The 12861-nt window shown below is 52.2% G+C and carries 15 protein-coding genes; 5 read left to right on the top strand and 10 right to left on the bottom strand.

The features are described from left to right. Positions 1 to 127 precede the first annotated feature (127 nt). The 5 genes from D467_RS0115380 to argC form a co-directional block, all read right to left on the bottom strand. The gene (locus D467_RS0115380) at positions 128 to 886 is read right to left on the bottom strand and encodes an ATP-binding cassette domain-containing protein (RefSeq protein WP_026285799.1); all 759 of its coding nucleotides are present in this window, start codon (positions 884 to 886) and stop codon (positions 128 to 130) included. A gap of 23 nt (positions 887 to 909) precedes the next feature. After that, positions 910 to 1581, bottom strand: a complete 672-nt coding sequence (locus D467_RS0115375; RefSeq protein ID WP_018918424.1) for an amino acid ABC transporter permease — start codon at positions 1579 to 1581, stop codon at positions 910 to 912. Positions 1582 to 1685: 104 nt separating this feature from the next. Next, the gene (locus tag D467_RS0115370) at positions 1686 to 2456 is read right to left on the bottom strand and encodes a transporter substrate-binding domain-containing protein (RefSeq protein ID WP_026285798.1); all 771 of its coding nucleotides are present in this window, start codon (positions 2454 to 2456) and stop codon (positions 1686 to 1688) included. Between the two features lie 159 nt (positions 2457 to 2615). Beyond that, complete coding sequence (gene erpA, locus D467_RS0115365; protein WP_018918421.1) at positions 2616 to 2969, bottom strand: iron-sulfur cluster insertion protein ErpA; 354 nt, start codon at positions 2967 to 2969, stop codon at positions 2616 to 2618. A gap of 162 nt (positions 2970 to 3131) precedes the next feature. Then, positions 3132 to 4166, bottom strand: a complete 1035-nt coding sequence (gene argC, locus D467_RS0115360; protein ID WP_018918420.1) for an N-acetyl-gamma-glutamyl-phosphate reductase — start codon at positions 4164 to 4166, stop codon at positions 3132 to 3134. Between the two features lie 134 nt (positions 4167 to 4300). Here argC and D467_RS0115355 point away from each other — a divergent pair, with 134 nt between their 5' ends. The 5 genes from D467_RS0115355 to D467_RS0115335 all read left to right on the top strand — a co-directional run bounded on the left by D467_RS0115355 (position 4301) and on the right by D467_RS0115335 (position 9091). Then, entirely contained in the window at positions 4301 to 6091 is a 1791-nt protein-coding gene (locus D467_RS0115355) for a chloride channel protein (RefSeq protein WP_018918419.1), read from the top strand. A gap of 9 nt (positions 6092 to 6100) precedes the next feature. Continuing rightward, on the top strand, positions 6101 to 6532 hold the full coding sequence (hemJ, locus tag D467_RS0115350; RefSeq protein WP_018918418.1) for a protoporphyrinogen oxidase HemJ: 432 nt from the start codon (positions 6101 to 6103) through the stop codon (positions 6530 to 6532). After that, positions 6532 to 7341 carry a bifunctional hydroxymethylpyrimidine kinase/phosphomethylpyrimidine kinase gene (thiD, locus tag D467_RS0115345; RefSeq protein WP_018918417.1) on the top strand — a complete coding sequence of 270 codons (810 nt, stop codon included), beginning with the start codon at positions 6532 to 6534 and terminating at the stop codon, positions 7339 to 7341. The genes hemJ and thiD overlap by 1 nt, the downstream gene beginning before the upstream one ends. Positions 7342 to 7377: 36 nt before the next feature. Beyond that, positions 7378 to 8658, top strand: coding sequence for a glutamate-1-semialdehyde 2,1-aminomutase (hemL, locus tag D467_RS0115340; RefSeq protein WP_018918416.1), 1281 nt, complete (start codon positions 7378 to 7380; stop codon positions 8656 to 8658). A 73-nt stretch (positions 8659 to 8731) separates the two neighbouring features. Beyond that, positions 8732 to 9091, top strand: a complete 360-nt coding sequence (locus tag D467_RS0115335) for a hypothetical protein (protein ID WP_244147840.1) — start codon at positions 8732 to 8734, stop codon at positions 9089 to 9091. Positions 9092 to 9159: 68 nt separating this feature from the next. Here the strand turns inward: D467_RS0115335 and D467_RS0115330 are convergent, their stop codons facing one another. The 5 genes from D467_RS0115330 to D467_RS0115305 form a co-directional block, all read right to left on the bottom strand. After that, positions 9160 to 10128 carry a Minor curlin subunit gene (locus D467_RS0115330; RefSeq protein WP_026285797.1) on the bottom strand — a complete coding sequence of 323 codons (969 nt, stop codon included), beginning with the start codon at positions 10126 to 10128 and terminating at the stop codon, positions 9160 to 9162. Between the two features lie 60 nt (positions 10129 to 10188). Continuing rightward, positions 10189 to 10716: a hypothetical protein gene (locus tag D467_RS0115325; RefSeq protein ID WP_018918413.1), complete on the bottom strand. Its 528-nt coding sequence runs from the start codon at positions 10714 to 10716 to the stop codon at positions 10189 to 10191. Positions 10717 to 10977: 261 nt separating this feature from the next. Then, on the bottom strand, positions 10978 to 11808 hold the full coding sequence (locus D467_RS0115315; RefSeq protein WP_018918411.1) for a CsgG/HfaB family protein: 831 nt from the start codon (positions 11806 to 11808) through the stop codon (positions 10978 to 10980). 82 nt (positions 11809 to 11890) lie between these two features. Then, positions 11891 to 12316: a curli assembly protein CsgF gene (locus tag D467_RS0115310; protein WP_018918410.1), complete on the bottom strand. Its 426-nt coding sequence runs from the start codon at positions 12314 to 12316 to the stop codon at positions 11891 to 11893. Continuing rightward, complete coding sequence (locus D467_RS0115305; protein ID WP_018918409.1) at positions 12316 to 12840, bottom strand: CsgE family curli-type amyloid fiber assembly protein; 525 nt, start codon at positions 12838 to 12840, stop codon at positions 12316 to 12318. Before D467_RS0115305 ends, D467_RS0115310 begins: the two co-directional genes overlap by 1 nt. Positions 12841 to 12861: the final 21 nt, after the last annotated feature.

Below are 12861 nucleotides of genomic sequence, written 5' to 3'. Positions count from 1 at the left end.
GCTGTTTATCAGCGTTACAGCGTCATAGGGACAATTAAAATAAAAAGTTTATCCACAGGGCAAAAAAATGGCCTGTCGCAAGGACAGGCCATTAAAAAGCACGTTTGAGTCGATAATTTATTCAGATTTAGTGCTTGAGCACCCGGGCTAGAAACGATTGGGTGCGTTCATGCTGAGGGGTATCAAAGAGCTGTTCAGGCGTTCCCTGCTCTGCAATAACGCCTTTATGAATAAAGATAATCCGGTCGGCCACTTCGCGTGCGAAGCCCATTTCATGGGTAACAATCACCATGGTCATACCTTCTTTGGCAAGCTCGCGCATGGCATCGAGTACCTCACCAATCATCTCGGGGTCAAGCGCCGAGGTAGGCTCGTCAAACAGCATTAGCCGGGGTTCCATGGCCAGAGCTCGAGCAAGCGCTACGCGCTGTTGCTGGCCGCCTGAGAGCTGGCTGGGATACTTATCCGCCTGGTCGGCAATACCCACCCGATCAAGCAGGCGGTTTGCGGTAGCCACCGCATCGCTTCGGCTCCAGCCACGCACTTTCATCGGCGCCAGGGTGATATTGTCGATAACGCTTAGATGAGGAAACAGATTGAACTGCTGGAACACCATGCCGACTTCCGTACGGATGGTTTGCAGCGCTTTACTGCTTTTACCGTCAGGTTTCAGCGTATTGCCATCAACGCTTAAGGTGCCTGATTGAAACTCTTCCAGGCCATTAATACAGCGAATCAGCGTTGATTTACCTGACCCGCTGGCGCCAATCACCACAACGACTTCGCCAGGAACAATCTCAAGGTCAATATCATTGAGTACATGCAGGCTGCCAAAGTGTTTGTTCAGCTTCTGCATACGCACAATGGGTGGCACTGTAGGTGACATTGTATCGGTCATTGTACGTGTCCTTATTGGCCGGCAATGCCGCGGCTCTCAAGCTGGCGCAGAATAATGGAAAGGGTCCAGGTGATCGCCAGATACATCAGCGCGACCATAAAGTAGACCTCAAGGGCGGTAAACGTCGTGGCAATATAGATCTGCCCCTGACGCACCAGCTCGCCTACCCCGATTACGGAAAACAGTGACGTATCCTTGATACTGATGATGCCCTGATTACCCAGCGGTGGAATCATGCGCCGAAACGCCTGTGGCCAGATCACGTAGCGAAATGCCTGGGTGCGGGAAAGCCCGAGCGACAGCGAGGCTTCACGCTGGCCGCGCTCAATTGACTGCACACCGCCGCGCACGATTTCGGAAATATACGCGCCCGAGTTGACCGCAATGGCCGCGATACCTGCGACCAGCGCATTGATGGGACTACCCAGCAGCTGGGGAAGACCGTAAAAGATAAACAGCACCTGCACGAGAATAGGCGTGCCGCGAAATATCTCTATATAACAAATCGCAAGCCAGCGTAACCAGCGAATCGGGCTAATCCGCAGCAGGCCAAAGAAGATGCCGATAAAAAAGCCAAAGGCGAGACCGCCAAACGAAATCAGCAGCGTCCAGGGGATGCCGGGTAGCAGGTAGGGGATCGACGCAAACGCTGCCGACCAATCAAACTGAAAATCGAAGTCCACGCGTTATCTCCAAAAAGGAAAAAGCGACATTACAACGGCACAGGGCCGGGGGAATGGCCGCCCGGCCCTGTGATGAGTGATTACAAATGCGATTAGCAGCCCACTTAGTCTTCGCTGGGTGCTTCGCCGAACCACTTGGCGTAGATTTCGTCGTAAGTACCGTCTTCACGCATGGCGGCTAGCGCTTCGTTAGCCGGTGCTACCCATTCACTGCCCTTATGAAAGACGATGCCGTACTGCTGGCCTTCATAAAGGGGGCCAACGACTTTGGTACGGCCTTCGCCACGGGTTTGCGAGAAGTAGGCAACGTTGGGGGCATCATAAAGCACGGCGTCAACGTTGCGACCCAGTAGCGCCATGTACATATCGGCAGTGCCGGGGTAAGGCGTAATGTCGGCGTTTTCACCCAGTTCCTGTTGCAGGAAGTCGTAACTGGTGGAGCCGATCTTGGTGCCAATGGTCAAATCCTGAAGGTCCTCAAGTGAGGAGACCTCTTCGTTATCAGCACGGACAATGATCTGCAGGCCGGAGTCATAGTAGGGGTCTGTGAAATCGACAATTTGCGCGCGTTCATCGGTAATCGTGATACCGGCAATGGCTATCTCTTGGCTACCGGTCTGTACGGCCGGAATAATGCCGGAGAATTCCATGGTGGTCAGATTCACTTCAAAACCGGCCCGATCGGCGATTTCGTTGATGATATCCATATCGAAACCGATCATCTCACCGGTTTCTGGGTCCATCATTTCAAACGGAACGAAGCTTGGGTCGGTCGCTACATTGACGGATGGCGTTTGGGCCATGGCGACAGTAGCACTGCTTAAACCCAAGGCTATGGCGGAAGCAATCGCTGTTTTCGTTAGTATGGATTTCATTTGTTTCCCCGTGTTTTATAGCTTCTATGCAACGTTTTAAAGAGATTGCGCTCTCTTTATAACGCCATATGAGCGGTTGTTGACCTATCAACCTTGGCGAGAAACCGACAAGGCGTCAAGTCACGAGGAGCCCTTGCTACCAACGCAAGCAGGCGATTGCTACACCATAAACGAGGCGCCGCAGCCGCAAGTTGTCGTGGCATTGGGGTTTTGAATACGAAAACGAGCGCCAGCCAGACCTTCTTCGTAATCCACCGTGGAGCCCACCAGATACTGGTAGGACAGAGGGTCAACCACCAGGGTGGCCTTGCCAAATTCGATGAGCGTGTCGTCTTCGGCGACATTATCAGCGAAATCGAATCCGTACTGAAAACCTGAGCAGCCGCCGCCAGTTACGTAGACACGCAGTTTCAGAGCGGGATTGTTTTCTTCATCCATCAGAGCACTAATACGCTTACGTGCACTATCGGACAACATTAAAGGGGTTGGAACAAAAGCTTCTGCACCGCTCATGGGTACCTCCCGCGAGCTTAAAGAACGAATAATCGGCATTGGGGGGTAATTATGGGTAATTCCCAGCAAAATGGTCAACTATTGTGTTGGCATATCAACAGAGGACAACCGGATGTTGCCCTCTGCAAGGGTCGCCAGCTCATAAGACATGAGCTCTAGCGTTTAAGGCATCAGCGCGGGGGCCGTGAGGCCCATGGTTTCATCGAAACCAAACATCAGGTTGAGGTTTTGGATGGCCTGACCTGAGGCGCCTTTTACCAGGTTATCGATAACTGACAGTACCACCACCGTTTTGCTGTTTTCCGGACGATGGACGGCTAAGCGGCAGGTATTGATGCCTTTTACGCTACGCGTTTCGGGGTGGCTACCCGCAGGCATTACGTCAACGAAGGGTTCGTTGGCATAGCGCTGCTCAAAAAGCGCCTGAAGATCATCTGCCGTGGTCGTAAGCTGACTATAAAGCGTGGCATGAATGCCCCGAATCATGGGGGTTAGATGCGGCACAAAGGTCAAGCCCACTGGGCTTGCCTGCATATCACTAAGGCCCTGGCGAATCTCAGGCAAGTGACGATGCCCTGAAGCGCCGTAGGCTTTGAATGACTCGCTGGCTTCCGCGAGTAGCGAAGGCACTTTGGCTCCGCGTCCTGCACCCGTAACGCCGGATTTACAGTCGGCAATCAACTGCTGAGGATCAATCAGGCCCGCTTCCAGCAGCGGCAGGTAGCCCAGCTGTACGGCGGTTGGGTAGCAGCCGGGAACGGCAATCAAGCGCGCCGTCTTGATTTGTTCACGGTGCATTTCGGGCAAGCCGTAGACCGCCTCTTCAAGCAGTGAAGGCGCGCCATGGGGCTGGCCGTACCACTGGCTCCATACGTCAGCATCGCGCAGCCGGAAATCGGCGGATAAATCGATAATCCGCGTGCCTTTTTCTAAAAGCTCACCGGCTAACGCGTGGGCAACGCCGTGAGGAGTAGCGAAAAATACCGCATCCAGAGCGCCCAGCTGCTTAGCATCCGGTTCGCTAAAGGCCAACGTGTCGTAGTGGCCGCGCAGGTTGGGGTACATATCGCACACTTTTACCCCTGCTTCTGAGCGTGAGGTAATTGCTTCAACGCTGACGTTAGGGTGCTGGGCGAGTAACCGCAGTAGTTCAACGCCGGTGTAACCCGTACCGCCGACAATGCCGACCTTAATCACAAATCGCTCCTTGCGAGTTTCGCATTTGGGACATGTTAATTATTAACAGCCTAAACAGATTGCTGCAGGCTGTCGAAGTGTATCCGGCTATGATACACAAGAGGACTACAACACAAGAGCAAAGGAAGGTCGTCGTGGCGCGTTTTTCCCGGTCTGATTTTACCCTAGAGAGTTTTCGCCGCCAGTTGGCCAATGTCGATGCGTTGCCACAGCTGTGCGTACTGGGGTTAGCATCCGGGGTGATTACGGGCGCCGTGATGGTTGCCTTTCGGCTGTTGCTTGAAGCGGGCGCCGTACTTTATATGCCGGGAGGTAATCCAGAAGCGTTCGAGGGGCTGCCCCCCTGGTTACGTTCCCTGCTGCCGCTTGTGGCAGTCAGCTTGATTGGCGTGCTGCTTTACCGACAAAAAGCTACCGCCCAGAAAATGGGAGTAGGCCACGTTATTGAACGCCTTTCGTACCATCAGGGGCGTTTTCCACTTCGCAACTGGTTAAACCAGTGGTGGGTGGGCGTGGTATCGGTTCTGGGTGGGCTTTCTGCAGGCCGGGAGGGCCCGGCCATTCATCTGGGGGCAGCGGCTTCAAGCGGGTTAGGGGTCAAGCTTCGCTTACCCAATAACAGCCTGCGTGTACTGGTCGCCTGTGGTACCGCCGCGGGAATCTCTGCCTCATTCAATACGCCAGTTGCCGGCGTCATCTTTGCCATGGAAGTGGTGATGATGGAATACACCTTGATGAGCTTTATGCCGGTGATTCTAGCCTCCACCATGGGCGCACTGGTCGCTCAGGTGGTCTACGGCAATGAACCGGCTTTCCGTATCCCTGAAATGGCGCTAGGTTCGCTGATGAATTTGCCTTGGGTGATCATCCTCGGGCTGGTCGTGGGCCTGCTGGCCGGGCTGTTTATTCATATTTCGCGTCATCAGCGCTTACAAGCGTTGCCTTTATGGCTTCGTCTGGGCGCCGTTGGAGTGTCGACCGCGATAGTGGCGTGGTGGTTTCCGCAAATTCAGGGAATCGGCTATGACAGCGTGGCTGCTGCCCTGAATAATCAGTTGGAAATCAATGTACTGATAGCGCTCATAATTGCCAAGCTATTGATTACGGCGCTCACTGTTGCAGGCGGGGTACCCATCGGGATTATTGGGCCTACGCTGGTGATAGGTGCCGCGACCGGTGCTTTAGGCGGCATGCTGGGAGGATTTCTCTGGCCCGACAAAGCGGCGGACCCGGGCATTTACGCCATGTTAGGCATGGCCGCTATGATGGGGGCCGTTTTGCAGGCGCCGCTGGCAGCGCTAATGGCCCTGCTAGAGCTTACCCATACTTCCAATATTATACTTCCGGGCATGCTGGTGGTTGTCGTTGCCTGCTTGACGTCGCGCCAGCTTACTGGCTGCGAAGGCTTTTTTATCAGCGCCGTGCGTTATGGATTACACCCACTGCAACAGCCGCTGATGCAGGCGCTGTCACGCGTATCGGTACCGGCAGTGATGGAGCGCAGCCTGGTGCGCACAGAACGTATGATAACGCCCGACCAGGCGCGAAAGCTTCTGGAAAACAATCCTGTCTGGCTTATCATTGAGCGCTCAAGTGACGAAAAAACCGTGCTTGCCCTGAAAGCCGCAACGCTGGCGCGCTGGCTGCTGGAGCACGATGAAGCGTTAGACGGGAAAGCGCCACCTGATGATGAGCTGGTAGATTTGCTGGAAATTCCTGGTCAGCGCCTGGAGCTTGCGCCAATTGGCCTGCAGGCGACGCTTTCTGAGGCGTTTTTAAAACTCCAGGATGATGCCTTGGGAGCACTTTATGTTGTGCATGGTTATCGACCAAAGCAGCAACGGATTTCAGGTATCATCACCCGCGGCGCCATAGAGCGTTACTATTACTACGCCGACCCGAAAGATAATGATCCACCTGTATAAGGAGAGACAATGTACCTATGGGTAAAGGCCTTGCACTTGATGGCCATGGTGACCTGGTTTGCCGCGCTATTTTATTTACCGCGGCTTTATGTCTATCACGCAATGGCACGCGATAAAGGTGATGAGCAATCCATGGCGTATTTCAAGACCATGGAGCGCAAGCTGTATCGCGGCATCATGACGCCTTCGATGATACTGGTACTGATTTTTGGCGGGTGGATGCTTTACTTGGTGCCTGGCTGGTTAAGCCAGGGATGGATGCACGTCAAGCTTACGTTTATTGTGCTGTTGATTGCTTATCACCATGTCTGCCTGATTTATTTAAAGCAGTTCGCCCAGGATCGTTGCACGAAAAGCCACACGTTCTTTCGCTGGTTTAATGAAGCGCCAGTGATTGCACTCGTCGTGATTATTTTGCTCGCCGTTGTGAAACCCTTTTGATGCGCCAGCCTCTTTCACCGGTTGTTTTAGTGTTGGCAGGCCATGATCCCACGGGGGGCGCAGGCTTGGTGGCGGACAGTGAAACCATTGCCGCCTGTGGCGGTTGGGCCGTTACTATCCCGACTGCCTTGACGGTACAGAACTGTCACAACGTTACTCACGTTGTACCGACCGACCCTGTCTTGATGCGGCACATGGCGGAAGCGTTAAGCGGCATGCAAATAGCCGCCATTAAGCTAGGCTTATTGGCGGATGAAGCGACATTGAGAGCGGCTGAGCAGATTATTCGCCGTTTTCCCGGTATTCCGGTGGTCGCCGACCCGGTGCTTAAAGCGGGGGGTGGAACTGAGTTATCCACACCCCAGTTGATAAAGCTCTATAGTGAGCGCTTGCTACCGCTTGTGGATATCTTAACGCCCAATCGTTACGAGCTGGCGCAGCTAGTCCCAGAGATTACTGACCCATTGGATGATACGGCGCGCGCCGTCGCGCTTTTATCACAAGGCTGCCAGGCAGTATTAGTTACCGCGACCGACGAGCCTATTCCAGGCAATGAGCAGCAGGTGGTACATACGCTGCATTCACCCGATACCACACGTCAATGGCAGTGGCCGCGTTTACCCGAGCAGTTTCACGGCTCAGGCTGCACGTTGGCATCGGCGATTGCGGCACGCTTAGCGGTAGGTGAGCGCTTACCAACCGCCTGTGAGCAGGCCCAGCACTTTACCTGGGAGAGCTTGTCTCATGGGTACCAGCCACCCAGTGGCCAGTGTTTGCCTAACCGCTTGCCACGACCGGTTCGCTTTTGATCTCATTAGCGCAAAGCCACGAATATTGAGGACGTCATGACCACATCTGCTGAACTATTTGAGCTTGCTAGCCGCCATATTCCAGGTGGCGTAAATTCACCGGTGCGTGCTTTTAAAGGCCTGCATCGTCCGCCGGTGTTTATGGAGCGCGCTCAAGGCGCCTACCTGTTTGATGTGGAAGGTAATCGCTACGTGGATTATGTGGGTTCCTGGGGGCCAATGATTACCGGTCACGCTGATCAGGACGTTTTGGCTGCCGTACGCGCCCGCCTGGATAACGGTCTTTCGTTTGGTACCCCCACGGCGGTTGAAACCACCATGGCGGATCTGATCTGCGAGATGATCCCCTCCATGGAAATGGTGCGTATGACGAGTTCCGGCACCGAGGCGACGATGTCAGCCATTCGGCTGGCGCGAGGCACTACCGGGCGCGATAAAATCGTCAAGTTTGAAGGCAATTATCACGGCCATTCAGATTCGCTGCTGGTGAAAGCCGGTTCAGGCGCGCTTACCCACGGTGAACCCAGTTCGCCAGGCGTTCCGGCGTCGCTTGCCGAACATACCATTACGCTGTCTTATAACGATATTGAAGGCGTTGAAGAGTGCTTTGCAGAAATCGGGGATCAGATTGCCTGCATCATCGTTGAGCCTGTCGCCGGCAACATGAACTGTATTCCCCCCCAGCCGGGCTTTCTGGAAACCCTGCGTCGGGTGTGTAACGAGCACGGCAGCATCCTGATTTTTGACGAAGTGATGACCGGGTTTCGAGTTGCCTTGGGTGGCGCGCAGGCACATTACTCAATTGTTCCTGATTTAACCTGCCTGGGTAAAATCGTGGGTGGCGGTATGCCGGTAGGCGCCTTTGGCGGCAAGCGCGACATCATGCAAAACATCTCGCCGATGGGACCGGTCTACCAGGCGGGTACACTGTCAGGTAACCCACTAGCCATGGCGGCAGGGGTTGCGCTTCTGACCAAGCTTCAGGTACCCGGCTTTCATGATGCGCTCACTCAGCGAGTGGAGACGCTGTGCAACGGTTTGCAGGAGCGTGCCAACGCGGCTGGCGTACCCATGATGACGCAGTCGGCCGGTGGGATGTTCGGCATTTTTTTCACCTCACAAAGCCGAGTGGATAACTTTGCCCAGGCAACCGCCTGCGACCCTGAAGCCTTCCGCCGTTTCTTCGGCGCAATGCTGGATCACGGCGTGTATCTAGCCCCTTCCGCGTTTGAAGCCGGATTTATGTCGAGTGCCCATACGCCAGAAGATATTCAGTTCACGCTGAATGCGGCGGAAAAAGCCTTTAGCATAATGTAACAGAACGTAACGCCTGCTAAACTTCAAAAGCCGCTCATACCGAGCGGCTTTTGTGGTTAGCGAGGTCGCCACCATGCCAATAATGACGCCCATTCCGATGGCTTTGATCGCCGCACTTGCCATCGGCTTGCCTTTGAGTACTCACGCTTTCGAGGAGCAGGAAATGGATAATATCCACATCACGATGGAAGGCACGCCAGGTGCTATATTTTCTGCTCACTGGCGTATTAACCAGAACGGCCAAACCATCGAGCATATCGAAGAGCGTGGCACGGTACCCACTGAATATACGTTTACCGGATCGGCGCTTGAGGGCACCGTTAAACTGTTAAGCGATCATCAGCGCCTGGAAGTGGATATTCAGAAAGGCAGCAACCGCTCGCGCTCATCCACCCAAGGCGCAGGTGGGACGTTAACCGTGGGCGTTCGTTGATTGTCTAAATAGAAGGTATAAAAAAACCGCCCCGAATGGGGCGGTTTGATGAAGCTAGGCCGTATGGCTTATTGGCCTTGGCTTACGGTATTAACGTTGCCGTTGCCGTAGGTCACGATGCTGGAAGTGTGCTGGCCACCCCAGAAACCGCCGCTTTGGGCAACGGTATGGTCGTTATAGTTGCCGACAGTATTGATATAGGAGTCGTGCGCATAGCCAGACTGAGTAACGTTATGGGTATTGTGGTTGCCGCTGGCTAGAATGGTGCTTTCCAGCGAGTTACCGTTTTGGCTAACGTTAGCCACGTTATGGTAACCATTCAGGTGAGCGTAGCTATCGTTCTTGCTGCCAATCTGAGTAATGGTTGCGTTATTGAAGCCGCCAATTTCTTCAACGACGGATTTGTTGGCGAAGCCTTCCTGACTAACGGTCGCGGTATTGTTGTCACCTTGCTGATAGGCATAGCTATTGTTAGACCAGCCATCCTGAGCCACGTCGATGTTATTGAAACGACCTGTTTGTGTTGCTACAGAACGGTTTTCAAAACCTTCTTGGTCAACAGCCGCGGTATTGTTATAGCCTTGCTGGTAGGCATAGCTATCGTTAGACCGGCCATCCTGGGTCACGCTGACATCATTGCCATAACCAACCTGCGTTGTAACAGAAAGGTTTCTCGAACCGTCTTGGTCGACGGCGGCTGCGTTGTTAACACCTTCTTGATAGACGGTTGAGTCGTTCCAGGCGCCTAACTGAGTAACGCCCGCTGAGTTGCCTTCACCGATCTGATCAATAGCTGAGTTGTTATAGCCAGGCCGTGTAGTGGCAACACCTGCAACGTCATCCTGTGATACGGTGGTGGAGTTAAAGCCGCCTTCTTGATAAACACGCGATGTTTGCGAGCCCCACTGAGTGATGTTGTTGGTGTTTTTATAACCATCCTGAAGGATCGTTGATTCGCTACCTGCAGACTGTGCAAAAGCAGCAGTGCTCATAGCGAAAGTAACGGCGGCGGCGATAGCGGTCATTTGTGTTTTCATTAGTGTTTCCCCATCCTTTTATGCTTGCTTTGGTTGTTACTGAGACAAAAGAAGTATTGCTCAGTAGGTTTCGACGGTGACTGGTCGTGTATAGCCAGAGAATGCTTGTTGCTCTATGCCTATGTTGCGATAGCCACTCCCCGATTGTGAAACTTGTATATCGCTTCTTAATCCAGTCTGAGAAACATACGTTGCCAGTTCTTGCTGACTTCCAGACTGATTGATATTTGCAATATGATGATTACCGGCTTGAAGAATAACGCCATAGTTCTTACCGCCAGCCTGCGTAATTGAGGCAGTATTCCCATTACCGCGTTGAGCGATATTTGAGAAGTTACCGGATTGATAAGCGGCGGAATAAGATTGTTTAACGTCAGCTCGGTTATTGTTACCTATCTGCGAAATAACGCTGTAGTTACCTTGATAGGCCTGTGTATCAACTTGGTTAAAGTACTGTTCAATACGATTTGCGTCCGCATTAGCATTTCCAGTAAAAGATACGAGTGCTGCCGTTAATAGCAAAGTGTTCATTAATTGTTTTTTGAGTAGCACCGGTAAGTTTTGAACGTCTGCTGATTTACGTTTCATATTTTTTACTCTCAAATGCTAATGTGAATTTTATTTCATGGGTTGAGTTTGGACTATTTAAAGTTTTACGCTATCAGTAGTTTTGTTATTTTGATGGCGCATTTTTTAATGTTTTTATACGCCTTATTGATGAGCCTGCTCATACTTATTAAATGGCAATTTATACTTAATAATAAAAAAGCGGCTATGCCTAAGGCATAGCCGCTTGATGTTTTAAAAAACTGCGTTATAGGGCGTAATATTTATAAATCGAGATGCTGTTTATAGCATTGGGGTCGGCGCGCTTAAATATTCGGATAAAATAGTATCCTGGAAGTTAACGCCGTTGGAAAGGTTCCAAAGATTGTTTTCAACACCACGGGCCACTAAGTGAATAACCGCGGATTCAATGGCCGACATAACCGCCATTTGGACAGGTTCATTGGTGGTGATGCCTACTTCGGCTTCCAATAAGCGTCGGAAATCAATAAATCGATAGACGCCTGCTCTTACTTCTTTGGAGTAAATAGTTTTTGTTGTAGTAACGTTAGCCAGTACTTCGCCTGTGGATATCTCAACGGCACGCAAGTTAACCGTCACTTGGTCAACCTGGTACTGCCCTGATGCGCCAATACCAAAATACTCAGCACCAGCCCCTCCGGTACGCACGTTGGATTCATAGGCAATAATACCGCCTTCCAACATTACCGAGGCCGCGCGTAGTGAAGGAAGCGTATCAGGTTGGCCAAAGCGCTCAAACTCTGCACGGATAATGCGTCGCTCCGTGAGCAGATTCTGCAACCCTACCCGTTCAAGGGGAATAAACCAGCCTGAGTCGGCCAGCGCACCGGTTAACATTGCCGCGGCACCTTGAGTAACCGCTGTTGAGAACGTGCTGGCAGGCGCGGGTCGGTATTGACCGGTTTGATCTCTAAAGTCATACACCGATACAAAAATCTTTCCGGAAGGTGGTGGCAATGACACAAGATCCTGATAAGTCGCCCCGCGGGGCGTAAGCGTCGCCTGAGCGCCTTCCAGGTTTTCTGAGGTTGCGACCATACCTGCACAGCCGCTAAGTAATGCGAGCATAATAAGTGAAGCAATGAATTTCATGGGTGTTCCCCTGACCGCATCAAAAAGGTTGGTGAGGCTTTTTAGCCTTGTTCGTTTTTTTACTAAGCGACTGGCGCTGTTATTAGGGATTAAACAAGCCACCGACGCTGATATTGGTAACATCGCCGGTTACCTTATCGATGACCCGCACAACTAGTTGTCCGCCTTCGTCACGCACAACTACGCTGAAATCACCGCTATCAAAAGAACCTTCGCCTACATTACCTGCGCCAACATCCGAAATAAGCTGGGAAATAAGCCGGCTTTCCAGGCTTTGAATAAGCCGCTCGGTAGAGGAAATTGATTCAATTCCTCTTGAGTCAGGATCTCTATTGGTATCCTGGGCTTGTGCTTTGCCCAGTAAATAGGTCCCCATAAACGGGTCACCGCCAAAAGAGGGGTTGAGCGGTTGGTAAATCAACTCACCGGCGGATGCCGTAGTGGCTATCAGTGAACCTGCCACTAGGGTCAGCAAATTACGTCGAACGTTTCTTTTTATAGCAGTCATTAACGTATCTCCTCTTTTCCCAAGTCTTTGTCGGAGGTTAGCGCTGAGGCTATTTGTTGGCGTAGTAGCGCTTCTTCGACGATTTGTACCGCTTCTCCTGCGGCGCGATCTGCTTCACTAATCCGTGGTGAAAGCTGTGTGCGAAAATACATACGGTTCCCATCCATCACCCATATTTGGCTGCCCCAGCGAGCATCGGGACGTTCTTGTATCGTGATGGTGGCATTGCCAATAATCAGGTTATCCATGGCACGCTGGCTAAACGCTCGATAAAACGTCTTGCCCGCCATGGTAATAGTGCGGTCTACCATTACCCCGGTCAGTTCACTGCTGGCACTTCTAACACTTTCTATTTCAGGACCATCGGGGCTCGATAGTTGGTTAATGGAATCAATTTCCTCTTGTTCGCTTTGTGCGCTTAAACGCGATGCATCAACCGGTGTTTGCGTCTCACTGGCCATTAATGGTGATAACAGGAATAGCGAAAGCACACAGTGTGGAGTTAAATAACGAAGTAATGGCATCACGATATAACCTCACTCCAG

Source organism: Vreelandella zhanjiangensis DSM 21076 (assembly GCF_000377665.1).
GTDB classification, from domain to species: Bacteria; Pseudomonadota; Gammaproteobacteria; order Pseudomonadales; family Halomonadaceae; genus Vreelandella; species Vreelandella zhanjiangensis.
Note: the sequence above shows the minus strand (reverse complement) of the source record. Positions and strands in the feature narration are given on the sequence as shown.